The sequence below is a fragment of the Butyrivibrio sp. FC2001 genome, from assembly GCF_000424125.1.
Classification (GTDB): Bacteria; Bacillota; Clostridia; order Lachnospirales; family Lachnospiraceae; genus Butyrivibrio.
The window spans coordinates 88,152-111,806 of record NZ_AUJH01000012.1 but is presented as its reverse complement, the minus strand read 5'-3'; the positions used below and the strand labels follow the sequence as shown (position 1 = coordinate 111,806).

Genomic DNA, 23,655 nt, shown 5'->3' with positions numbered 1-23,655 from the left:
TACTCGGGAGGGTAAAACCATGAGCACAATGAAAGAATATATAGATGAGGCGGAGCGCGACCTTTTACATACCTATAACAGATATCAGGTAGTTCTCGATAAGGGCGAGGGTGTGCACCTCTATGACCTGGACGGCAAAAGCTATCTCGATTTTGTCTCCGGAATAGGCGTGTTTGCGCTTGGCTACGGCAATAAGGAGTACAACGATGCTCTGAAAAATCAGATCGATAAGGTAATCCATACCTCCAATTATTACTACAATGTACCGGCTATCGAAGCAGCCCGTAAGCTCAAGGAAGTATCCGGAATGGACAGGGTATTTTTCACAAACAGCGGAGCTGAGGCTGTTGAGGGTGCCCTTAAGGCTGCAAGAAAATATGGATTTTTGAAGGATGGAAGAACAGATCATGAGATTATCGCCATGAATCACTCCTTCCACGGAAGAACCTTCGGAGCCCTTTCTGTTACCGGCAATGCCCACTACAGAGACGCTTTCCAGCCTATGATCGGCAACATCCGCTTTGCGACCTTCAATGATTTTGAAAGTGTTAAGAAGCAGGTTACTGACAAGACTGTTGCGATCATCATGGAGACAGTTCAGGGAGAGGGCGGAATTTATCCCGCTTCCGAGGAATTCCTTAAGAGTGTGAGAGCACTTTGCGATGAAAAGGATATCCTTCTTATTCTTGATGAAATTCAGTGTGGCATGGGAAGAACCGGCTACATGTATGCATGGCAGAAATACAGTGTTAAGCCTGACATCATGACAACGGCCAAGGCTCTTGGCTGCGGAGTGCCGGTTGGAGCATTCCTTATGACTGAAAAAGTAGGCCAGAATTCACTCGTTGCAGGTGACCACGGAACAACCTACGGAGGCAACCCTCTTGCAGGCGCAACCATTAACAAAGTCCTTGATTTATTCGAGACTCAACATATAATAGATAACGTGAGAGAGGTTTCGGCTTATCTGGAGGAGAAGCTCGAAGGATTGAAATCCCGTTATGACTGCATTGTAGACCGCAGAGGTAGTGGACTGCTTCAGGGACTGGAGTTTGACCGCCCTGTCGGTGATATTATAAATAAAGCTCTTGAAAACGGACTTATCCTGATAAATGCAGGAGCAAATGTAATTCGTTTTATACCTCCGCTTGTCATCACCAGGAAGGATGTTGATGACATGATCAGCATTTTGGAGCCTCTTCTTCCGAACTAATTATTAGCGAGGTTATTATGAAGATAAGATTCAGGCTGCTGGGAGCAGTTCTTATTATAGCGCTGCTTTCAGCAGCTTTCTATTATTCAAAATCAGGTATGGGGCTTCACGAGGAGCGCACGATTTTCGGATCTAATGACAAGACCACCATCAGATTATGGTACACGGATGATGCTCTGACGGATTATCTTACTGCCAAGGTTGTTGAGTACAACAAAAAGAGTAAGAAGGCCAGAGTGGAGATAGAGTGCGTGTCAGGTCTTGAATATCTTGAGGAGATCAGCAAGGCTTCCGTTGCCGGAGACAACTATCCCGATGTTTTCATAATGACTCATGACGGACTTGAAAAGGCTTATCTTGCAGGGCTTGCAAGGGAAATTAAGAATCCGGAGTTTCTTGACGATGAAGCTCTTGGATTTAGTGACTCTGCAAAAAATGCTGTAACCTATAACGGCAAGATAATTGCATATCCCTACTATTTCGAGACAAGCTCACTTTTATATAACAGAACATATCTTGAGGATGAGGTGAGAGCCCGCAAGCAGGCTGAGATTGATGCCGCTGAGGGCGAGGCTGCCCAGGCGGCTGCGGATGCAGGCGAGATCGAGGGTGAGGATATTACCCAGAGCGATGGCACTGAGCAGGTTCCCGCAGAGGGAGATGTTGAGGGTGAAGCAGTGGAAGAGGTTACTGTCAGTCCTGAGGAGGTTCAGCAGGGAGTGCAGGAGATGCTTCCTTCAACTATCGAGGATATCCTTCTTTTTGCTGATAACTATAACGCTCCGGAGTCGGTAGAATCTGTATTCCAGTGGGATGTTACGGATATTTTTTACAATTATTTCTTTGTTGGTAATTATATGAATCTTGGCGGTGAGTCAGGTGATGATATAAGTGCAATAAATGTTTATAACGAAGACACCATCAACTGCATGAGCTTTTATCAGCAGCTGAACCAGTTTTTCGCTATTGATGAGAGCGCTGTTAATTATGACAAGGTGCTTCAGGATTTCATAGATGGAAAAACTGTTTTCACAGTGGCTACCTCTGATGCTGTGGCTAAGATAGAGGCAGCAAAGGCTGAGGGTAACTGCAGCTTTGAATATGGCGTTGCTACAATGCCTGCCCTTAACGAGAATTACAAGACCAGAACAATGTCTGTAACAAACTGTCTTGCGATCAACGGATATTCCGAGCATCAGGACATGGCTAATGAATTCGCAGAGTTTTTATGCAGTGAGAATACTGATGCCTGCTATACAATGAGCGGTAAGCTTATCGCCCATGAGGGAATTCCTTACAGTAACGCATCTCTTGTGTCATTTGTAAGTGTTTACGGCAACTCTGTTCCTATGCCGAAGCTCATGGCTACAAGCAATTTCTGGGTTCAGCTTGAGATTGCTTTTGCTGATATCTGGGATGGGGCAGATGTTAATGATACGTTAAAGACTCTGTCTGAAAATGTAAAGCTGCAGATAAACGGCACAGCAGTAGAGGAAGAGCGACTTCCTGATGCAACGGTTGTTATTACCGAAGGACAGGAAGAATAAAAAATATACAAAAGAATAGTCCTAAAGCGCCATTTTTTTGTAATTGTTACGAAAATGTTACAGACATCTTGTGTTTGTATTATATTTCCGATATTATGATTGTTGGACTATCTTAAGTCGATGCGTGGTGGGGCCTCCTGATTTTTTTGGAGGATACATGCATAAACATATTACGAAAAATTTTATAACGTTATTACTTGTAGGCGTATTACTGACTGGATGTGACAGGAAGGACGCCGATATTGTGCTGACTGAGCCTGAAACGGCGGTTGCAGATTCAGGTGCTCCGGCTCTTGAGGATAATACCGAGGAGATGAAGAACAGCTCAGATACAGGTTCTTCGGAAGCGGATAAATCAGATGAAAAATCTGATAACAAGTCAGAAGAAGCTTCCAAGGCTCCCGAGTCCAAGGCTCCCGAGACCATTATGGTTCATGTTTGCGGAGCAGTGCTCTGTGAGGGAGTGTATGAGCTTCCCACAGGCAGCAGAGTTGTGGATGCCATCAAGGCAGCAGGCGGATTTTTACAGGATGCCGACAGCGACTTTGTGAACCAGGCGACTATCCTTGAGGATGGAGTTAAGATCAAGATTCCGACTGTAGAGGAGAGTATGGCAGCAGGAGATGGCGCAGATGACACAGCTTCAGCAGGAAGTGATGATGCAGGTATTACCGGAGCTGTTACAGCAGAGGCAGAGAGTTCTTCAGAGGGCGGTAAAGTCAATATCAATACTGCTTCGGAGTCAGAGCTTTGCGATATACCCGGGATTGGACCCAGCAGAGCAAAGAACATCATTGCTTACAGAGAAGAGAATGGGAAATTCGGAACTATCGAAGATATCATGAAGGTAACAGGTATCAAGGATAAGTTCTTTTCAAAAATAAAGGATCATATAAAAGTTTAAATTTTTAATGGAGTAGGAAAGATGGCAAAAAAGGTATTAGTCGTTGATGATGAAAAGACAATTGTAAAAGGTATTCGTTACAGCCTCGAACAGGATGGAATGCATGTTGATACCGCATACGACGGTGAGCAGGCACTTGAGATGGCTCGTACCTATAATTATGACATCATACTACTCGATGTTATGCTTCCTAAGATGGATGGATTTGAGGTTTGTCAGCAGATCAGAGAGTTCTCAAATGTCCCCGTTGTAATGCTTACAGCTAAGGGCGATGACATGGACAAGATTCTTGGACTTGAGTACGGTGCTGACGATTATATTACAAAGCCGTTTAATATTCTTGAGGTTAAGGCCAGAATCAAGGCCATCATCAGAAGAACAAGCAAGCCTGAGGAGCCTGCAAGAGTTCTTACCTTCGGAGATCTTACAGTTAATGAGGAGTACAGAAGAGTGTATGTTGGTGACAAAGAGATCAACATCACCAGCAGGGAATTCGACGTTCTTGAGTTCCTTGTGGCTGCACCCGGTAAGATTTACAGCAGAAGTGAGCTTCTTCATGCTATTTGGGGAGAGGACTTCCCGGGAGATGAGAGAACAGTTGATGTTCATGTGAGGAGACTCAGAGAGAAGCTCGAGGTTAACCCTAGCGAGCCAAGGTATGTTAGAACAAAGTGGGGTTCAGGTTATTACTTCCAGGCATAATTAAACGGAGCTGAGATGATTTACAACCCATTTAAAAGTCTTAGATTCAGAATATTTTCAATCGTATTTTTCACGGGGCTTATTTCATGCCTCGTGATTCATTCTGCGATTCTTGAAAGCTACGAAGACCGTGCTGTCAACGTGAGAGAGTCAGAGGTCTCGACACAGCTGAAGATTCTCGCAAATCACCTGATAAATTACAGCTATTTTTCAGATACCACCTCGGAGGTTATTAACGCCGAGCTGGATCTTTTGGCCAATCTTTACGACGGACGAGTTATGGTTATCGATGATAACCTGACTATTCGTAAGGATACCTATGGCATTAGTGAGGGCAAGACCATTATTTCAGAGGAAGTTGTGGGCTGTCTTAAAAATGGTGCCACCGGTTCTACAGCTGTATATGACAGGAACAACAGATATATCGAGATGACAGCGCCCATCATAGAGACAAAGACCTATGAGAGCGGCGACGTGGCAGCTGAGACCAAGCAGGAGGATGTTGTTACCGGAGTTCTTCTTATCAGTGTTTCCACGGATTATATAACTACGACCATGGACATCCTCACAAGAAGAGCTGTTACCATTGAGGTTATCGCGGTAATTCTTATTCTTGTTCTTGCTGTCTTTATGTCAGGAAGACTCCTTAAGCCCTTCGACAGGATTACAACAGCCATCAATGATGTTAAGCTGGGCTTTACAAACGAGCCAATCGCAGGATCTGATTATTACGAGACAGAGCATATCATCAATGCATTTAACCAGCTTCTTGGCCGAATGAATGCACTTGATGCCTCAAGACAGGAATTCGTATCCAACGTGTCCCATGAGCTTAAGACACCTATTACATCCATGAAGGTTCTTGCTGATTCACTTATCATGCAGGAGGATGTTCCCAATGAGGTGTACAGAGACTTTATGGAGGATATCGCTGCTGAGGTTGACAGAGAGAACAAGATAATCAATGACCTCTTAGAGCTCGTCAGAATGGATAAAAAGGCAACACCTTTAAATATCACTTCTGTTGATGTGGTTCAGATGATGGAAGTCATCATGAAGAGAATGAAACCCATCGCGGACAAGCGTAACATAGAACTGACACTGGAAACCACAAGAGAAATTACAGCTGAGATAGATGAAGTCAAGCTTTCACTTGCACTTATGAATCTTGTTGAGAACGCTGTGAAATACAATAAGGACGATGGATTCGTAAAGGTTAAGCTTGATGCGGATCATCAGTATTTCACCTGTGAAGTAAGTGACTCAGGAATTGGTATTCCTGAAGAGAGCATAGACAGAATCTATGAGAGGTTCTACAGAGTTGATAAATCCAGGTCCAGAGAGATTGGCGGAACAGGCCTTGGACTTGCGATAACACACAATGCAATACTTATGCACAGAGGAACTATAGAAGTTAAGAGTGAAGAGAATGTTGGAACCACATTTACGGTTCGCATACCTCTTATTTACATGCAGTCTCTGGAATAACTTATTAACAGTTTCAGGAATAACACAGGATATGAACAACACTTTGAAAAAACTGATCAACTTAATATTGTGTCTGATGCTTATTCCCTGCTGTATGGTGGGCTGCTCAGGTGATAAAAGTGCCGATAACGAGAAGCTTGTTAAGGTTTATTATCTGAACTCCGCAGAGACAGGCCTGATCTTCCAGGATTATGAGATCAAGGCAGATATGAGCGAAACAGATTCGGTTATATCCGAGCTTCTTGAACAGATGAAGACACAGCCGCCCAAGCTTGAGTATGAAGCTCCTATTTACGGACCGGTTAATCTTCTTTCTTATTCACTTAATGGTGGTGTGCTCACCCTTGATTTTGCCAGCACTTACCTTGGTACAGAGAAGACCACGGAGATTCTCGACAGGGCTGCTATGGTAAGAACACTTACCCAGATACCTGAGATCGAGTACGTGACCTTTACAGTGGATAAAGCTCCACTTCTTGATGATGATGGGAATATTATCGGTAATATGTCAGCCGATGATTTTGTATATAACGCAGGTAACGAGATCAATGCCTATGAAAAGGCTGAGCTTATCCTCTATTTTGCTTCAGAGGACGGCCAGGAGCTCATTCCTGTGTACAGAAGCGTTGTCTACAACAGTAATATTCTCATGCAGAGACTGGTAGTTGAGCAGCTTCTTGCAGGTCCTAACACAGATCTTGCATGTGCATCCTTGAACCCTCAGGCTAAGATCAATTCCGTATCAGTAAGAGACGGTGTTTGCTACGTCGATTTTGATGGTGGGATTCTTACCAGAATGGGTGACATAGATCCTAAAATAGCGCTGTATTCTCTTGTTAACACTATCTGTGAAACTGCTGATGTTAACAAGGTACAAATATCAGTCAACGGTTCTTCAGAGGGATATTTTATGGAGAAAATAGCTCTCAGTACAGTTTTTGAGAGGAACCTTGATGTAGTTAGACAGTAAGTATTTTCACAGTTATAACGACTGGAAAATAATAATGAAAAGACCGTTATGTGTAGCTTCTGGACTTTTCGCAGCAGCTGTCTTCTTTCTTCTGCAATTTCTACCAGCAGAAGAGTTTTCTACTCCCACGGATCGGGAAAGCATTACAGTAAATGGAATTATTAGTGGTAAAGAGGAGAGGATAAGCCCTCTATCGGGAGATAAGCAGCTTATTCTTTATCTCAAAACGGCAAATGACAGGAAAATCCTTTTATACCTGGATGACATGCGGTACAGGCTGCCTATGGACTGTTACCTTAAGGTCAGGGGAAAGGTACGGAATTTCACGGAGAGCCGCAATCCCGGCGAGTTTGACAGCCGGAATTACTACCGAATTTTGAAAACTGAATATAGTCTTACAGATGTGGAAATACTGGGAATCGGAGGCCGTGAGGATTATTTTTCCGAAGGCCTGTATCAGGCAAAGATATATTTTGAGCATGTCCTTGACGGGATACTGTCAGATGAGGATGCAGGAGTTATGAAGGCTATCCTCCTTGGTGATAAGTCGGGACTTTCAGATGATATAAAGGAAGATTTCAAGAGGAATGGGATTATACATATAATGGCTGTTTCCGGCCTGCACATTTCGATCATCGGAATGACCTTGTATAAGCTCATGAGGAAGCTTGGCGCGCGGATCATAGTAGCAGCTGCTGTTTCGACTGCTATCATGTATTCCTATGGTGTGATGTGCGGGATGAGCACATCGGCATTTAGAGCAATTGTCATGTTTGCTGTAAACCTCGGCGCAGATATTATTGGCCGGAGCTATGATATGCTATCTGCACTTTCATTATCGGGAGTGCTGATCCTTGTTTCTGAGCCGCTTTATATTAAACATAGCGGTTTTCTGATGTCCTTTGGGGCAGTCCTTGCAATTGGCTACGTTCTCCCTGCTATGCCTGTGGTAGTAAGAGAAGGAAGGCTTAAGCTTATCTCGGTAAGCCTGTCCATAATGCTTGTTACATTACCCGTGAGCATGAGCTTTTACTACACATATCCTGTATATTCCATAGTGCTTAATATCTTTATTTTGCCGCTGATGTCCATGCTTATGCTCCTTGGAATCATGAGCATAGCGCTGGGATCGCTGTTTTTATCTGCGGGCGCAGTTACAGGCCTGGGATGCCATTTTATTATCAGGTGGTTTCTTATCTGCTGCAATGTGGGAAAAGCGCTTCCGTCAAATACCTGGTATGCAGGCCATGCTGACGTATGGCAGGTTGTTATATACCTGATGCTTCTTGGCTTTTTTGTATTTCTCGGAGGAAGAACAGTAAGAATCAGGCTTTGCACAGGGAAGGATAAAGAGCACAGGAAAAGAATTCTTGATTATATCAGATACTTTCTGCTTTTGACGGGGCTTATCGTACTCTGCATAAGAATAAGACCGGAGCTTAGGATAACCGCCCTTGATGTAGGGCAGGGTGTCATATTGCTCACAGGAACAATTCAATAATGGCTTAAACACGTGGGTTACAAGACTATATTCACATAAAGTTCATTCCAAATTCTGGAAAAATTCAAATTAAAAAGTTGTGCGAAAATGTTAATATTGAACAATTAGAACTTCATTATATAACCTCTGCGCGATATACCCTGTGTATGATATGCGATCTTTTTGGCTATAGAAGCGGCTTCTATAGCTTTGGTTATTATGTCAATTTAAAAGTGTAACTCTGTGTGATACTCTATTAACGTACGTTTTAATTTTTATGGGAGGTTGGAATAATGAAGAAAAGGTTTTTGGCTGTGCTGATGGCTCTGTCATTGGTTTCTACGAGTGCGCTCGGAAACACTGGCAGTATCACGGTACATGCAGAAGAGGTGACAGAACCTCTTACCAGTGAAGATCCTGCCGAAGGGGTATCTGATGAGACACCTGCCGAAGGGGTATCTGATGAGACACCATCAGAAGGGCAGGAGCAGTCTACTCCGGAAAGTGGGGCTTCCGGGCAGACACAGGAGAGTGAAGAAAGTGATAGTGGGGCTTCATCATCTGCCGCATCAACGGCATCTTCCGAGGATTCTACTGAGGAAGAAAAATCAAATGAAGAAACAAACGAAGAGAGTTCTGACGATAGCGGTAACGGGGAAAGTGCGCCCGAGGATACTGTATCGCAGGAACAGACAGAGGTTCCTTCTGATGACAGTCAGAATACGGACGATCTCTTTAATTTCGATGTTCCTGATGACGGGGGCGATGATGCAGAGCCTTCAGCTGAGGATATGCTGAGGGAATCTAAGTCAGATGACGTGCAGAAACGCGAGTCTGATGGCATGGTGTACTGGCTTGAGGATGGTACTCTTTATATTACCGGAACTAATATTCGGCAGTTGAATTTTGCAAATGTTTATGGCGTGGAGAACATCAAGTCTGTAAATATAGATGGTAAGATGGCAAGTGATGCGAAGCAATTATTTCGTGATTTATCTTATGTAGAGAGCATTGTTTTTGGTGAACATACGGATACATCAAGTGTAAAAAATATGTCCTGTATGTTTGTGGGCTGTAAGGCGCTTAAAGAAATAGATTTGAGTAGGTTTGATACTTCCAGGGTAACTAGCATGTATGGTATGTTTTCCGGATGTAACAAGCTTAAGAAAGTAGATTTAAGAGGACTTGATATATCAAGCGTAACTAGTATGCGTCAAATGTTTGTGGGGTGTTCGCTTGAAGAAATAGATTTAAGTGGGCTTGATATGTCAGGTGTAACTGACATGTATCAAATGTTTGTGGGGTGTACAGCACTTAAGAAAATAGATTTAAGAGAACTTGATATATCAAGCGTGGCTTACATGACACAAATGTTTATGGGCTGTAAGGCTCTTGAGGAAGTTGATTTAAATGGACTCAAAATGTCAAATGCAATTTCTACGGCAAGAATGTTTGAGGGGTGTACAGCACTTAAGAAAATAGATTTGAGTGGGGTTGATATGTCAGGTGTAAAAAGATCAAAAACCATGGAATACATGTTTTATGGTTGTAGTGCACTTGAAGAGATAAATTTAAATGGGCTCAATTTGACAAATGTTACTAAGGTGGACTGTATGTTTTTTGACTGCAGCTCTCTTAAGAAAGTAGGTTTAAAAGAAACCAATATGTCAAGTGTGCTAAACATGGATGATATGTTTCTTGATTGTAGTTCACTTGAAGAAATAGATTTAAGCAAGGTTGAAGCACAGAGTGTACGAAGCATGGAACATATGTTTTATCGTTGTAGTGCGCTTAAGAAAGTAGATTTGAGTGGAGTTGATGCGTCAGATGCAATATCACGAAGTATGGAGAATGTGTTTGGCGAATGTACATCATTGAAGGAGATAAAGACGCCTAAAAACTTAAAGGTGAAAATGGTTTTTCCGGAACAATATGGTATTGATGACGACTATGATTATGAGTGTGACAATCAAGTCGGTGGGATAGTCGTTGCGGATAATTATGCTGAGCCTAGCAGTGAGTCTCATCATTATATAAAACCTGGGTATACTATTGTATATCCTAGTTCCACCTATAGAGCAACGCTTTATCATAAGCCTGATGAGGGAGGTACGGGTACTGTCGAGCTTAATCTTAAGAGAAATTGGTTTTATAAATCTTCAACCAAGTATAATCATGAACTTGCTAGGCTTGCCTGCGGTCTTTCTTTGATGGCGTATTCAGAGGAGGAAGTAGATTATGGTACGGCTATAAAGAAGTGTTTAAACGGCTTGAACTTTCATGATTTTGATGAAGATGTTGTGACAGGCCCTTTGTATCAAACTTCGGATTATGAATGGTATACTCCTCATGCGCGTGGTGGATTTTTCTATAAGGACAAGCGTGATAAGGAAAACGGTACAGGCGGTGACAAGAATACTTTTTGGATTGGTTATACTGATATAGATCCGAATACTGTGCTTGTTGCTGTGGTACTCCGCGGAACTGATGGATGGGAATGGTATGATGATTTCTTGTCAGGTGATGGGCAGGACCCGGAGACGGGCGCGCCGGTGGATGAGCATATCGGCTTCAGGAGAGGTGCTGATACTGTTGAAGGTAAATCCCCGGAGGGAATTTACGGTTTGAAGCAGTATATGAAGGCGTATGAGAATATTTTCGAGGGTAAGGAAGTAAAGATCCTTGTCACAGGCCATAGCAGAGGTGCTGCTGTTGCGAACCTTATAGGGCATGACATAAATAGTGACCCTTCTACATATGGTGTAAAGGGTAAGGATGATGTTTATGTGTATGCATTTGCATGTCCGAATGTATCAAAAGATGGGCATGAATCTGGTCATGAGAATATATTCAATTTTGTAAATCCAGAAGATTTTGTTACTAAAGTTATGCCTGCTCTCTGGGGCTATCATAGATATGGGAAGACCTATATCTTACCGTCTCAGCATGCGACGAACCCTCGGTGGAAGTATAATGAGATTTTGGAAAAGGCCCGTGGATTATGGCAGGGGTATGTAGGCAGTACAAAGAAGACATATGAACCGTATGGAATGGGTATGGGGCCTGTTACGGAGTATGTATTGTATATAAATTCAGAGGTAACTAGTGCGTTCGAATATTATCATAAGAATTTGCTTTCCTTGACAGGCCATGAAACAGATAAGGTGTTAAGGGACGTCTTCTATGATTTTCTGGCTTCTAATGCTATCAAGGAAAAGAGTCTGCGTGAGATGGAGCCTCCTAATGGAGACCTATTATCATTTAAATATGGGTTCTTGGGATTTATTACTGCTGGTTATTTTGGTTATAATGAAGGGCGTAAAATACCTTTTTTGGGATGGGCTTTTAACTTGAAAGAATATTTTTCTAATGCTCATATGTGTGAAACATATTTAGCATGGATGAACACGCTTGAAGGTGAGGAGGATTTCCCTAAAGAAACGTATTATACTTGTTTTGCTAATTGTCCTGTTGATGTTAGAATTACAAATGAATCCGGTGAAGTTGTCGGTAAGATAATAAATGATGTACCGGATGATACTGATGGTGTTTCAACTGACGGCGTTGTAACTGGTGTTAATGGAGAGTCCAAGGTGTTTGTGATCCCTGGAACAGGCAACTATCATATTGAGCTTATTGGCAATGATACAGGCTTTATGGACTATTCGGTTAATCAGTACAACTGCGACACACTTGCGGGTCCAAGAATTTACTATCATCAGCTTCCTCTTGAAAAGGGTAAGACCTATGAGATGGATATTGTTGATGGTGCGACCATAAATAATTTAGACCTTTTGGATGAGAAGGGTGCTGTTATTGAAAAGACTCTGATCTCTGAGGAGGACACCGGAAAGCTTACCGTCGAGGTTTCTGTTGATGGTAATGGTGCTGCCGGAAAGGATTATTATAACCTTACGCAGGGTGATTATGTTTCACTTGCGGCTGCACCTGACGAAGGCGCAGGATTCATCGGATGGTATGACGAAAATCATAAGCTCCTTTCTATAGATGCTGAGTATGGTTTCTCAATCGCAAAGAGTGAGAAGTTAACCGCACGGTTTAGCGGATCTACTGGCGAGTATTCACAGGTGGATGAGCCTCAAAATGGTGAAGAGCCTCAGAATAATGAGGAGCCGGGCGGTAATGGGCAGCAGGGCGGAGACAATGGAAACGGTAATGCTGATAATGGCAATGCCCAGAACGTTCAGTCCGATGATAACCAGCCCGCTCAGAACAATGGTGCTGCCAATAATCAGAACACAGCAGGTACTGAGAAGAAAGTTCTTCCTGTAGGTACTGAGTTTACAAGCGCAGGTAAGGTATACCGCGTAACGGGTGACGATACCCTTGCGGTAGTAAAGCTTGAGAATAAGAAGGCTAAGACCTGTTCTATTCCTTCATCCATTGTCCATGAGGGTCTTACCTATTCCGTAACGGAAGTCGGCTCAAAGGCATTCAAGGGGATGAAGAAACTTAAGTCTGCTACGATACCTTCTACAGTTACAAAGATAGGTGGTAAGGCATTTTATAACTGTCCTAATCTTAAGAAGGTAACAGTAAAGGCAAATTCTGATCTGACTGTTGGAAAGTCCGCGTTTAAGAAAGTAAATAAGGGCTGTACCATCAAGGTAAAGGGCTTAAAGAAAAATGAAAAGAAAGCCATGGTCGATAAGATAAAGAAACAGACCAATGGAAAAGTTAAATAAGTGATTGTTAAGAAATTCCCTGGGTGGTTTATGACTGCTCAGGGGATTTCTAATGTAAAAAATCGTAGAAGAAAATATATGAATTTGATGCAGAAAGAGAAATTTATATAATTGTATATTGTTCAAGGTATGCTGGAAACTCATAAGAATAAAACATCTCAAATAATAGGAGTATAAATGAATTATAGGATTACAACTGAAGAGTTCAAAAAACGCTTATATGATAAGTGGGGGGGATGAATACATACTTGTAGGTGATTATTTGGGGAGCAAAGAAAAATTAAAAATACTGCATACTAAATGTGGTAAAGAAATTGATATTCTTCCGGATAATGCTTTGCGACAGAGAGTTCCATGTAAGTATTGTAATCCGGCTTCATATAAGGACTCTGAAGTGTTTATGTATCATCTTGAAAAAAAATACCCAGGAGAATATAGATTAATAGGTGAGTACAAAGGGGCTAACAAGCCAATAACACTTATACATACGAAGTGTGGACGGGAGAATACATATAAGCTAGCGGAAGGGGTTTTAAGAGGGATTGTAAATTGCCCTTTTTGCCATAAAGGTAGTCATCAAAACACGGAAAGTTTTATAGAAAGAATTACAAATTTATATGCAGGTGAATATACAGTAATTGGAGAATATACAGCATCTCGAGAAAGAGTTGAGATGAGGCATAATACTTGCGGATTTGTATATTCACCTCGTGCGAATGAAATTCTTCGTGGAAGAGAAAAGTGTCCTGTTTGTAATAAAAATACCAGAATAAATACTACTGAATCAGTTAGAGAAAAGCTAAAAAGAGCAGGGAGTAATTTTTTACTAGCAGAGGAATATGTGGTAGGTAAGGAATCGCATAAAGTTAAGTGCAAGGAATGCGGGGGGATATCTGAATTAAGGATATCTGATATTTTATCCGGGAATATAAAATGCCCAATTTGTGGTGATGGAACTTCATATCCAGAAAAATTTTTTGAAGCATTTTTGGATTTTTTAGGCGAAAAATATATAAGACAATATTCATCAAAATATGCTAAGTGGTGTTGCGGTTATAAATATGATTTTTATTTGCCTAATAGAAATTGGATAATTGAGGTTAATGGTGCCCAGCATTATGAGGATGCCTGGAATTCATATGAAGATACGCATTCAAATGATTTAAAAAAACAAAAGACTGCTATGAAAAATGGAATTGATAAATACATAGTCATTGATTGTAGATATTCAGTAATGGAATATATACGCGATAAGATAGAAAAATCAGAGTTATCCGTATTAGGATTAGATAGCGTATCTTGGAAAAAGTGTGACTTGGAAGCAAAAAAGTCCAGGCATATGAAAATTATCAAGGCATTTAATGATGGGGCAGATTATTATGAAATATTAGAGCGTTTTGGCATTTCAAGTGCGTGCTACTATAAAATTATGATACCTGCAAGCAAAAGCGGGCTTTTAAATCGAGACTATAAAAGAGGAAAAAGCAAAGTAAGTGCTTCTATCACAAAAAGAAATTGTAAGAAAGTAATGTGTATTGAGACTAAGGAGGTATTCTCTTCAATAATGGAGGCAGAGGAGTCCATACATCATGATGGGGTAAGACATAAAGCTATATCGCATTGCGCTAATGGAGATAGGAAGACAGCTTATGGCTATCACTGGCAATTTATTGATCGATGATTGGAGGCGGTGAATAGAATCATAGTTTAGTCAATAGAGAAGAGCATCTAAATACATGTGGGAATATGCTAAGCAGCTTAGTGATAATGTAGTTGAGTAAAAGGGGAAACTATAATGGGATTGTACGATTGGATTTATTCATCAGATGGGATATTTTATTCATTCAGTGTGTTTATGGAAAACTTATTTGCTTTGGCGAGCATGAGTTGGACCTTTTTTTGACATTAACAGAAACGTTTGTAATAGGATCCTTTTTGGTCCATATTATTGAGTTCAGACTTGAATTGAGAAAGGCAAAGCCCCAAATACCATTTATACAGACAAATATATAACTGTTATGAATAATAAAGAGGAATATTATTTAATAATAAATGGTACAAATGTCCCATGTTCACATGAAGTGTACCTTGCGTATAAGCGTCCAGTAAGAAAGGAGGCTATGCGAGAATACCGTGGGCAAAGGCCCTTTATAAACGGTAGACGCTGCCATGAAGATTGTAGTATTTGTATTAATTACTCTGGAGGGAAATGCAAACTTGCAAGTGAAATAAGTCTTGATAAAGAATTTGAAAATTCAGCTTTTGAACCCAGTAATTCTGCAAATACAGAAGCTGAAGCAGAACTCAAGATATTAATAGCAAGCATGTTTCACGAATTTGATGATGAAAATAAAAGATATAGGGATATTCTTGCCCTCATGATTCAAGAACTCACGCAGCGTGAAATAGCTGAAAAACTTAATATATCTAATGGCACAGTTACCCATTACATAAAAAAAATACGAACAAAACTTGAAAAATATCACTTTTGAAATTTAATACTCAAATCACGGAGAAAAATAATGAAATTAGATAAATATAATAGATATTCAAGAGAAGAAGTGCATGACATATTTGAGCCTGGGACAGTGTTTACACCTCAAGCTGGAACATGGGGGCTTAGAGGTATAGTTGAAATAAAAAACTCACCGGGAGATTATGTTTTATTTGTAACTATAGGTAAAAAAGTATCGGGGCATGAATTTGTTGAAGAGGTATTCGAAGATGGGAGCTTTACATGGCAATCACAACCAAGTAATGGCTTTGATCATAAGTATATTAAAGCTCTCACAAGGCATAATCCTGATGTGAACGATGTTTATCTTTTCTTAAGGACATCAGGCTCTGACCCATATACATATTTAGGTACGTTGGAATATGTTACTCATGATAAGGATAAGGAAAAACCAGTTTACTTTATGTGGCATATTTTGGATTTTGGGTTAGAGGATACTATGAAAGTATTGCCAGATTTGATAATTAAATCCAGAAACGGCAGTATTGTTAAAGGAAACGCTACTCATAACAAATCTAAAATAAAACCGCAAGGAGAGCTGAGGCTCGATATAAAGCCAGTACAAAGAAGTGCACCTAAGCCAGTGAGCACAAAAGATTTCAGTGGAAAGGATGTTGATTTTCAAGGAGAAGCTAAGAAGAATTCAGCTATTGGAAAGTCTGGTGAGGATGCTGTTGTAGAATACGAAAAGAGACGCCTTACGGATGCTGGAAGGCAGGATTTAGCAGATAGAGTTATAGCTACGAGAGAAACGATTGGTAACTCAGCTAAATATGATGTACAGTCATTTGAGGTGGACGGTAAAGAAAGATATATCGAAGTAAAGACCACTACAGGGGCCAAGAGCAACAGATTCCATATATCTGAAAGAGAAGTGTTTTTTTCAGAATGCCATCCGGATGAATACTATTTATATAGGGTTTATAATTTTGATAAGGACACGCATAGCGGGGATGTATATATTGAGAAAGGTAAGATTGATAGAGCACTATTATCACCAACTGCATACCTGATGTAAAGGTCTGTGAATGATTATTGATTGCACTGAATTAATATGTTTTTGGCTAGAGGGAGATAAGCTGTAGCAAAAAAACAAAAATGCTCTATTAGTTAATGATATGCTAGTAGAGCATTTTCTATTTCAACTGCATTTTATGCTATCATTATTATATCGGCGTATTCATGAGGGGGATACCATATGAATTTTGTATTTGTGCAGTATAAGAATTATACTTATCCATCTGGTCTTAAACCTGAACTAACTGAAATAGCAGGCCATTTTGACATTACAGGGATACGTGATGTTGAGAAGTATTCATTGCATACTGAGTACAGTTTTGCCAGTAGAAAGCTCAATTCTGATCTTTTGCGGAGGCTTCCAACTATAATGGAGTCCCACCGCAATAAGGTTCCACAGCTATGGAAATCTGAGAAGTGGGCTAACGAATTTGCGCAATTCGTTATAGCAATTACTGATGGTCATGCAGCGCCTACAGTTATTGAAGTACATCCGCCTTTTTCGGATTATTGCACATTACAGGAATTTGTTGATCGTTACCAAGTATTTGAAGATGCGATTCATGACAGATATCCTGATACCAAAATCGTAATTGAGAACCGTTCTGGTTCCAGATATTCCGGTGGAAAATTTATAGTAAGTAAATCGGAGGATATCATTGCATTATGCGATGCAATTAGGCAGCAGAATACTAATCTTGGGGTGGTGCTGGACTTTCCTCAGTTGCTTACAGCAGAGCATATTAATACTGAGCCATTTGAAAAGGTTAAGTACCATACGGCGCTTAATCCATTGATGGAATATAGGAATGAGATTAAGGGGGTTCATATCTGGGGGAAGAAAAAGAATGAGAGTGGTAGACTCATTGCTCATACCGGTGATCTGAATACTTACTTCCCTAACCCTGGCGATAAGAGGTATTTTCTTGAGGGAATTGCTGCGTTATGCAAGGATAATGAGCCGAGATTCTTTGTGCCAGAGATCAACTCGTGCCAGGCTGACTTTGAGTCTGTTGTTATGGATGTTGTTGAATATATGGAGAAATGATGCACTGTACGTATGAATTAAGGGAAGGATAGGAAAATGTTTAATTCTGAAGTGTTTTTATATTCTTATAAGCAGGTAGAAAGAACAGTAATAGACGCATGGAAGGAACAATTAAAATCAGTTGAAGAAAAGAAAATTACAGAAATAGAAGCTGATAAGAGAAAAAAGCTGGAAGAAGCTGTTGCTCAAGGTGCTTTGAGTGAGGCCCAGGAAGCGGATATTCTACGTGAATATGATTTGATGAAACGAAAAGTATTCGAAAAAGAATGCTTAAAACCTACAGGCTATAAATATTCAGAAAAGGAAGTATTTGCGTATATATATGAAGATAGACAATATGCTACATACAATGACCGAAATAGGGAATATCATATATCTTTGCTTACACCAGGAATGGCATATGTTCTATACGAGTATTTCAAATCTGATAAAAATGAAAAAACTATGCCGTGGTGGGATGCTCTTTACAAACCGTTTTCATATGAATTTAGTGCCACTTTACTAAATGATGATCCAGTATCTAATTTATTAGATAGGAGAGGGGTGAACCGCTGGCTTTTAGCTTCAATATCAAAACCAAATGAATCAATAGATGTTCCGGAAAACACAATAGCAGTTAGAGGAATTCTAAGTTATAATGGCGCTTCATCTTTTTATGACGAAGTAATTTTGAATATCTATGAAGAAACTGAGAAGGAATCTGTTTTAGATAGGTCAGAAGAGAGTTATGTAGAAAGTGGACTTGAGTCCATTTTTACAGATGTTGAGGGCGGACCTATTGAGGACATGAGAAATTTTATAAATACTTCTATAGATGGAGCAAGCGAGTATAATGTGAAAGTCTTTAATGTGGGGCAAGCTAATGCCGTGTATATTTCAATGAATAATGGAAAGGCATTCTTCTTTGATATGGGCGCTCCAAATAAAACATATTCGGTTTATAATCGTAGCAAAAAGAAGAGAATATATTATTCTAATAGAGATTACAATTTACTAAATGGTTCTACAAAATATAGTTATATAAGTGAAAAAAATGGACAGCTTAACAATACAATAAATCCTGATTTTGTTATTATATCGCATTGGCATACAGACCATTTTGACGGATATGAAAATTATATATCGGATGCGAGTGATTGTGTATGGATTGCACCAGAGCTTACGAACCATTGTAGTAAATCATGTTTTCAATTGGCAAAGAAATTAGCTTTAAAAAAACGCTTATATTTATTTCCAGATCATTATAATAAATTGTTATATAACAACCTATTTGGAGATATAGAAATATGGGGTGGGAAAGATTTTTTGGTTAATGGACAAAGAGAGGATAATATAAATAATCATGGTATTTCAATACGAATAAAGAATGCGTTGTTTTCAGGAGATAGCCAATATCGTTGTTGGAATGATAATCTTAAACTCGATTTGGATGATTTGGCAATTATTGTTGCTCCACATCACGGCTCTTATGTCTACCAATCTGATCGGACTGTTTTACCGCTTATAAAAGGAAAATACACTGGGAGTCTAATTATTAATGGAAAAGTGATACAAATTACATCTAAGAAAATTGCTATAATAAGCTTTGGGGCTAATGGATGGAAGCATCCTGATCAAGAGCATATCAATGAATTAAAAAAGAATGATTTTGTTGTATATGGAACGGGAGGAAGTAAACAAAATAGTAGTTGGTTTAGGAAACTTAAAAATATAGAGATTACATACAACTCTATCGAATTTAATATTTAAAAATAATATGTAAGCGCTAAGATGCAGGTATGTATTTTGGCGCTTTTTGATATGCAGAGGCTAGGTACATGTACTAATTATAGTTGAACCATTGACATGAATGGTACATGGTGATAATATAATTATGACCGATGGAGGTGATTATATATCTATGGTACAACAGAATGATATTGAGATTCATGACACAAAGAGTCTTGTGGATGCTTTAAATATTCTTAGTGCATTAGAAAAAGAGCAGGAAGCATTTTTTTTTAATGACAAAGATGCTAAACCAGATAAAGATTGGGAGGTATCTTATAATAAGACTAAAGATGTAATAAATAAGTATATTGATGAAAAGACTAATTATAATCAGACTTTACTTGGCAAGAATATAGATTATATTTTGAACAAATATAATTTGAAAATATCGCAGCTAGAATATATGCTGGGTCTGAGTGCTGGATACATATCAAGAGCTGTTGGCGAGAATTCGAAAAAGCGGCTATCAATAAATATAGTCGTAAAACTTTCAAGATTGTTTAATATAGATATTGATGATTTGGTATGTAAAGACTTATCTATCCCCAGTGAGAATATTATGGCGCTTGAAAGATTTTTGGATAAATTGATGGCTGATACAAAGCATAAAAGCATTAAGTGGGAGATACTTAAAACCAGGACTTCTGATAAAGCCGAATTGATAGCTATTCAAGATACATATAAAGATCCAGTGCTGCTGGGAAAGACAATAGATGATTCTTTGGAAAATGCACTAATTGCTGAAAAATTTTGCTGTGCTAATACTAGTATAGGTGAACTTTATATTTTGCCAGTATGTGACGACTTTTTGGCTGGGTATATTATTATTTCCAGAAAAAACCAAGGAAAAGAAAGTAAATGCACACTTATATGTGATACTCGTAATATAAATGATTTTCATGTGCTCCAAGGAGCTCAGGATTTATTTGAGTACATCATAGAGCATAGTGATGATTACTGTTTATCTCAAGAGGCTGAGGATTTAATTAATGAATTTTTGGGTGAGCAAGCCTAGATAAAGAAGGATAGTTTATATGACAAGAGCAGATGAAAAACTAGTTGAAAAATTGAAGTTTATTACGAGTAAAGGCTGTAATGCTGAAGTGAAAAAAGAGAAAAATGGTAATTGGGTAGTATATGAAGTGAATAAAAAGAAAAGTATAGTCAGCTAAATTGGTAGCTGATAATGATCAATAGGGATCAGGAAGTGATGATAGTTATTACTTCCTGATTTTTTTGTCTTTGGTGGACCTCTGTGTCAAGAATTTTGATGCAGCTCAATACTCTGTATTGGAGAAGGCTGTGGAATTTTATAGCTTGTTATTGAGTTCTCCGAATTTGGTTAATTTTCTGACTAAAAGTTACAATATCCATATAAATAATATTCAAAGAAAGGAGATATGAGACATGCAAACAATTTTATCAGACAAGGGCCACAAACGTGGTGTATGGGATGCCCAAAAGAAGGAGCTGACCATAAAAGATGGTGCCAGAGTAACGGTGTTCCATTTTAATGATGATGGTTCAGTAATAGCAATGGACTCCTGGGTGTCAAAGAAAACTGCATAGTTGATATGAAATAACCATCGAGCTGCAAGACGGCCGGTTATATCCATAGGACTTATAGGTCCGAGGGTATGCCGGCCGTTTTTTAATACTCAAAAAACTTACCAGAGTGTCATCGGTATCGTACATGCTTTGTGCTAAAACTACTGATACTCAGAAATTTTACTTTTGAGACCGCGCCAAGTTCATAGAGCTTTTCAGTGGATTTGGCGGAGTTCCATAAGGATTTCAAAAAAGTTTTTTAAACCGGAAACCTAATTTCCGGTTTAGGAAATAAACTTCAAACATCGAAACGGGAAGGAGGTGAGAGCACATGACAGCCAGTGAACGGCGTAGAGAAATATATGACGCGCTGCTTGTTAGACGCAAAGACACTGCGGCTAACCTGGCTGCCGAGTTCGGAGTATCGGAACGTACTATTCGTAGCGATATCACTGAACTAAGTCGCTCTTATCCCTTTACTACAAAGCAGGGTAGATATGGTGGTGGGATTGAGGTAGAGAATTGGTTCCGCCCAGAAAGAAAGACCTTGGCACCGGAGCAATTAGCTTTCCTGAAAAAGCTGGCGCCGACTTTAGAAGGAGAGGACCTAAAAATCCTTAATAGCATAATTGCTCAGTTTGCCCTGCAGCCGTTTTGATATCTATCACACCATTTTAAAGAAAGGATAAGTCTATGAATAATTCCATGTTAGTCAAAAAGACCACTCTTGGTGAGCTGGCCAAAGCACTTTCAAAAGCTGCTGAAATGCTCTTGGAAATTGAGAAGCAGATCAGTGAAGCTCCTGTAGAAGAGATAAAGCCTTCAAAGGAAAAGAAGGAGTTTAAGGAACCTGAGCTTCAGGAAGTAACGATTGAGCAGGTAAGAACACTTCTTGCTGAGAAGTCTCAGGCAGGTCTTACATCAAAAGTTAAGGAGCTCCTTGGAAGATTTGGAGCTGAGAAATTATCAGCAGTAAAGCCTGAGGATTACGGTTCATTGTATCGTGCTGCTCAGGAACTTAAGTAAGGAGGTACAGTATGCCACCTACATTACACAGTATTCTGGGCGGCAGCAGTGCTGAGAGGTGGATACAGTGTCCGCCTTCAGCAATGCTCACAGCTCAGATGGAAGACGTGGAAAGTGAGTTTGCAGCAGAAGGAACAGCAGCCCATGCCCTTGCTGAGTGGAAGGTAAGGAAAGCTTCTAAGCAGTGTGCAGGGAGAAGACCTTCATCAGATTATTGGACAGATGAGATGGAAGAGACTACAGATGATTACCGTGATTACATCATGGATAAGGTATCTGATCTCAAAGAAAGCTGCAAAGATGTGCAGATCCTTGTTGAGCAGCACTTGGATTTTTCAAGATATGTTCCGCAGGGATATGGCACAGCAGATTGCATCCTTATATCTGATAAGCACCTGTTTGTAATTGATTTCAAGTACGGACGTGGAGTACAAGTGGATGCTACCGAGAATTCTCAGATGAAGGTTTATGCTATCGGAGCATTAGAAATTTTCGATTGCCTTTATGAAATCGAAGATATCACGATGGTTATATTCCAGCCAAGGCTCCATCACATCGATGAATGGACTGTTTCTAAGGATGATCTTATTTCCTGGGCGGAGAATACACTTAAGCCTCGTGCAGAACTTGCCTTTAAGGGTGAGGGCGAGTTCAAAGCGGGAGCATGGTGCAGATTCTGTAAGGCTCGTGAGACCTGCAGAGCAAGAGCAGAGTACTTTTTGGAGCTCGCAAGGCTCGAATTTACAAAGCCAGCACTTCTTTCCAATGAAGAGCTTTCAGAAGTAATGCTTAAAGCAGATGAGCTTTCCAAGTGGGTATCTGATGTTATGGCCTATGCTACGGCAGCAGCTATTGAAGAGGGTAGGCACTTTGCCGGATTCAAGGTTGTTGAAGGAAGAAGCAACAGAAGGTTCTCTGATGAGAAGAAGGTTGAAGAGGCAGCTCTGGCAGCAGGCTATAGTGACATCTACAATAAGACACTAATTAACCTAACTGCTTTTGAAAAGCTTATGGGAAAGGATGAATTCCAGGATGTTCTTGGATCCTTAGTAATTAAGCCCAAAGGTAAACTCACACTTGTTCCGGAGAGTGACAAGCGTCCGGAAGTAATTATATCAAACGTAAACGACGAATTTTGTGATTAAGGAGAGAACTATTATGTCAAAGATTATTAATGGTATCAGAGTAGTAACAAACGTAGTACGAGCATCTTATGCTCACGTAGCAACACCGCAGTCCATCAACGGAAGCGATCCTAAGTATAGTGTATCTATAATCATTGATAAGGATGATAAGGAAACTCTGGATAACATCAACAAGGCTATCGATAACGCAATTGAGGCTGGTATTTCTAAGTTTGGTGGAAAGAAGCCTAATAAGGCTGCTCTTAAGCTCCCTCTTCGTGATGGTGACGTGGAGCGTGATGATCCTGCATATGAGAATGCATTTTTCATCAACTGCAACAACAAAACTCAGCCGCAGGTGGTTGATGCTAACCGTAATCCACTTGCACCGGAGGCAATATACTCTGGATGCTATGTGAAGGTATCAATTCAGTTTTATGCCTTTAACACTAATGGCAACAAGGGTATCGCCGCTTCACTTGGAAACATCCAGTTCATCAGAGATGGTGAAAGTCTTGGAGGAGGACACATCACAGCAGATGATGACTTCGACGATGAGGAAGGCGAGTCACTTCTTGACTAACATTTAACTTTATA

General features: G+C 40.1%; 20 protein-coding genes. All 20 read left to right on the top strand.

The window, feature by feature from the left end; all coding sequences use genetic code 11:
• Positions 1–28 precede the first annotated feature (28 nt).
• The 20 genes from G601_RS0106435 to G601_RS0106340 all read left to right on the top strand — a co-directional run bounded on the left by G601_RS0106435 (position 29) and on the right by G601_RS0106340 (position 23,641).
• Positions 29–1,213 (top strand): aspartate aminotransferase family protein, encoded by a 1,185-nt coding sequence (locus tag G601_RS0106435; RefSeq protein WP_155834482.1) that lies wholly within the window; start codon positions 29–31, stop codon positions 1,211–1,213.
• A gap of 17 nt (positions 1,214–1,230) precedes the next feature.
• The gene (locus tag G601_RS22225; protein ID WP_051201137.1) at positions 1,231–2,760 is read left to right on the top strand and encodes a sugar ABC transporter substrate-binding protein; all 1,530 of its coding nucleotides are present in this window, start codon (positions 1,231–1,233) and stop codon (positions 2,758–2,760) included.
• Positions 2,761–2,917: 157 nt separating this feature from the next.
• Entirely contained in the window at positions 2,918–3,664 is a 747-nt protein-coding gene (locus G601_RS22220; RefSeq protein ID WP_051205647.1) for a helix-hairpin-helix domain-containing protein, read from the top strand.
• Positions 3,665–3,685: 21 nt separating this feature from the next.
• Positions 3,686–4,366, top strand: a complete 681-nt coding sequence (locus G601_RS0106420; RefSeq protein ID WP_026493344.1) for a response regulator transcription factor — start codon at positions 3,686–3,688, stop codon at positions 4,364–4,366.
• A gap of 15 nt (positions 4,367–4,381) precedes the next feature.
• Positions 4,382–5,854 (top strand): sensor histidine kinase, encoded by a 1,473-nt coding sequence (locus G601_RS0106415; protein ID WP_026493345.1) that lies wholly within the window; start codon positions 4,382–4,384, stop codon positions 5,852–5,854.
• Between the two features lie 31 nt (positions 5,855–5,885).
• Positions 5,886–6,824, top strand: coding sequence for a GerMN domain-containing protein (locus G601_RS0106410; protein ID WP_051205646.1), 939 nt, complete (start codon positions 5,886–5,888; stop codon positions 6,822–6,824).
• Positions 6,825–6,858: 34 nt separating this feature from the next.
• Positions 6,859–8,325 (top strand): ComEC/Rec2 family competence protein, encoded by a 1,467-nt coding sequence (locus G601_RS0106405; protein WP_026664873.1) that lies wholly within the window; start codon positions 6,859–6,861, stop codon positions 8,323–8,325.
• Between the two features lie 272 nt (positions 8,326–8,597).
• Positions 8,598–13,010: a BspA family leucine-rich repeat surface protein gene (locus tag G601_RS24810; RefSeq protein WP_026664872.1), complete on the top strand. Its 4,413-nt coding sequence runs from the start codon at positions 8,598–8,600 to the stop codon at positions 13,008–13,010.
• A 220-nt stretch (positions 13,011–13,230) separates the two neighbouring features.
• On the top strand, positions 13,231–14,691 hold the full coding sequence (locus G601_RS0106395) for a hypothetical protein (RefSeq protein WP_026664871.1): 1,461 nt from the start codon (positions 13,231–13,233) through the stop codon (positions 14,689–14,691).
• 337 nt (positions 14,692–15,028) lie between these two features.
• A complete protein-coding gene (locus G601_RS0106390; RefSeq protein WP_081673411.1) occupies positions 15,029–15,502 on the top strand; it encodes a LuxR C-terminal-related transcriptional regulator in 474 nt (157 codons plus the stop codon).
• A gap of 30 nt (positions 15,503–15,532) precedes the next feature.
• Entirely contained in the window at positions 15,533–16,543 is a 1,011-nt protein-coding gene (locus tag G601_RS24805; RefSeq protein WP_026664869.1) for a DUF3427 domain-containing protein, read from the top strand.
• A 180-nt stretch (positions 16,544–16,723) separates the two neighbouring features.
• Complete coding sequence (locus tag G601_RS0106380) at positions 16,724–17,590, top strand: hypothetical protein (RefSeq protein ID WP_026664868.1); 867 nt, start codon at positions 16,724–16,726, stop codon at positions 17,588–17,590.
• Positions 17,591–17,626: 36 nt separating this feature from the next.
• Complete coding sequence (locus tag G601_RS0106375) at positions 17,627–19,339, top strand: hypothetical protein (RefSeq protein WP_026664867.1); 1,713 nt, start codon at positions 17,627–17,629, stop codon at positions 19,337–19,339.
• A 124-nt stretch (positions 19,340–19,463) separates the two neighbouring features.
• Positions 19,464–20,375, top strand: a complete 912-nt coding sequence (locus G601_RS0106370) for a helix-turn-helix domain-containing protein (RefSeq protein ID WP_207638026.1) — start codon at positions 19,464–19,466, stop codon at positions 20,373–20,375.
• A 19-nt stretch (positions 20,376–20,394) separates the two neighbouring features.
• Positions 20,395–20,532 (top strand): hypothetical protein, encoded by a 138-nt coding sequence (locus G601_RS26045; protein ID WP_155834476.1) that lies wholly within the window; start codon positions 20,395–20,397, stop codon positions 20,530–20,532.
• A gap of 235 nt (positions 20,533–20,767) precedes the next feature.
• Positions 20,768–20,929: a hypothetical protein gene (locus G601_RS26040; RefSeq protein ID WP_155834475.1), complete on the top strand. Its 162-nt coding sequence runs from the start codon at positions 20,768–20,770 to the stop codon at positions 20,927–20,929.
• 310 nt (positions 20,930–21,239) lie between these two features.
• The gene (locus G601_RS0106355; RefSeq protein WP_026664865.1) at positions 21,240–21,566 is read left to right on the top strand and encodes an HTH domain-containing protein; all 327 of its coding nucleotides are present in this window, start codon (positions 21,240–21,242) and stop codon (positions 21,564–21,566) included.
• A 35-nt stretch (positions 21,567–21,601) separates the two neighbouring features.
• Positions 21,602–21,934 (top strand): hypothetical protein, encoded by a 333-nt coding sequence (locus tag G601_RS0106350; RefSeq protein ID WP_026664864.1) that lies wholly within the window; start codon positions 21,602–21,604, stop codon positions 21,932–21,934.
• 11 nt (positions 21,935–21,945) lie between these two features.
• Positions 21,946–23,079, top strand: coding sequence for a DUF2800 domain-containing protein (locus G601_RS0106345; RefSeq protein WP_026664863.1), 1,134 nt, complete (start codon positions 21,946–21,948; stop codon positions 23,077–23,079).
• A gap of 13 nt (positions 23,080–23,092) precedes the next feature.
• On the top strand, positions 23,093–23,641 hold the full coding sequence (locus G601_RS0106340) for a DUF2815 family protein (RefSeq protein WP_026664862.1): 549 nt from the start codon (positions 23,093–23,095) through the stop codon (positions 23,639–23,641).
• The last annotated feature ends 14 nt before the right edge of the window (positions 23,642–23,655 follow it).

Coding starts and splice junctions, on each gene's coding strand:
- G601_RS0106435 (WP_155834482.1), top strand. CDS start 29: ATGAAAGAATATATAGATGAGGCGGAGCGCGACCTTTTACATACCTAT.
- G601_RS22225 (WP_051201137.1), top strand. CDS start 1,231: ATGAAGATAAGATTCAGGCTGCTGGGAGCAGTTCTTATTATAGCGCTG.
- G601_RS22220 (WP_051205647.1), top strand. CDS start 2,918: ATGCATAAACATATTACGAAAAATTTTATAACGTTATTACTTGTAGGC.
- G601_RS0106420 (WP_026493344.1), top strand. CDS start 3,686: ATGGCAAAAAAGGTATTAGTCGTTGATGATGAAAAGACAATTGTAAAA.
- G601_RS0106415 (WP_026493345.1), top strand. CDS start 4,382: ATGATTTACAACCCATTTAAAAGTCTTAGATTCAGAATATTTTCAATC.
- G601_RS0106410 (WP_051205646.1), top strand. CDS start 5,886: ATGAACAACACTTTGAAAAAACTGATCAACTTAATATTGTGTCTGATG.
- G601_RS0106405 (WP_026664873.1), top strand. CDS start 6,859: ATGAAAAGACCGTTATGTGTAGCTTCTGGACTTTTCGCAGCAGCTGTC.
- G601_RS24810 (WP_026664872.1), top strand. CDS start 8,598: ATGAAGAAAAGGTTTTTGGCTGTGCTGATGGCTCTGTCATTGGTTTCT.
- G601_RS0106395 (WP_026664871.1), top strand. CDS start 13,231: ATGATAAGTGGGGGGGATGAATACATACTTGTAGGTGATTATTTGGGG.
- G601_RS0106390 (WP_081673411.1), top strand. CDS start 15,029: ATGAATAATAAAGAGGAATATTATTTAATAATAAATGGTACAAATGTC.
- G601_RS24805 (WP_026664869.1), top strand. CDS start 15,533: ATGAAATTAGATAAATATAATAGATATTCAAGAGAAGAAGTGCATGAC.
- G601_RS0106380 (WP_026664868.1), top strand. CDS start 16,724: ATGAATTTTGTATTTGTGCAGTATAAGAATTATACTTATCCATCTGGT.
- G601_RS0106375 (WP_026664867.1), top strand. CDS start 17,627: ATGTTTAATTCTGAAGTGTTTTTATATTCTTATAAGCAGGTAGAAAGA.
- G601_RS0106370 (WP_207638026.1), top strand. CDS start 19,464: ATGACCGATGGAGGTGATTATATATCTATGGTACAACAGAATGATATT.
- G601_RS26045 (WP_155834476.1), top strand. CDS start 20,395: ATGACAAGAGCAGATGAAAAACTAGTTGAAAAATTGAAGTTTATTACG.
- G601_RS26040 (WP_155834475.1), top strand. CDS start 20,768: ATGCAAACAATTTTATCAGACAAGGGCCACAAACGTGGTGTATGGGAT.
- G601_RS0106355 (WP_026664865.1), top strand. CDS start 21,240: ATGACAGCCAGTGAACGGCGTAGAGAAATATATGACGCGCTGCTTGTT.
- G601_RS0106350 (WP_026664864.1), top strand. CDS start 21,602: ATGAATAATTCCATGTTAGTCAAAAAGACCACTCTTGGTGAGCTGGCC.
- G601_RS0106345 (WP_026664863.1), top strand. CDS start 21,946: ATGCCACCTACATTACACAGTATTCTGGGCGGCAGCAGTGCTGAGAGG.
- G601_RS0106340 (WP_026664862.1), top strand. CDS start 23,093: ATGTCAAAGATTATTAATGGTATCAGAGTAGTAACAAACGTAGTACGA.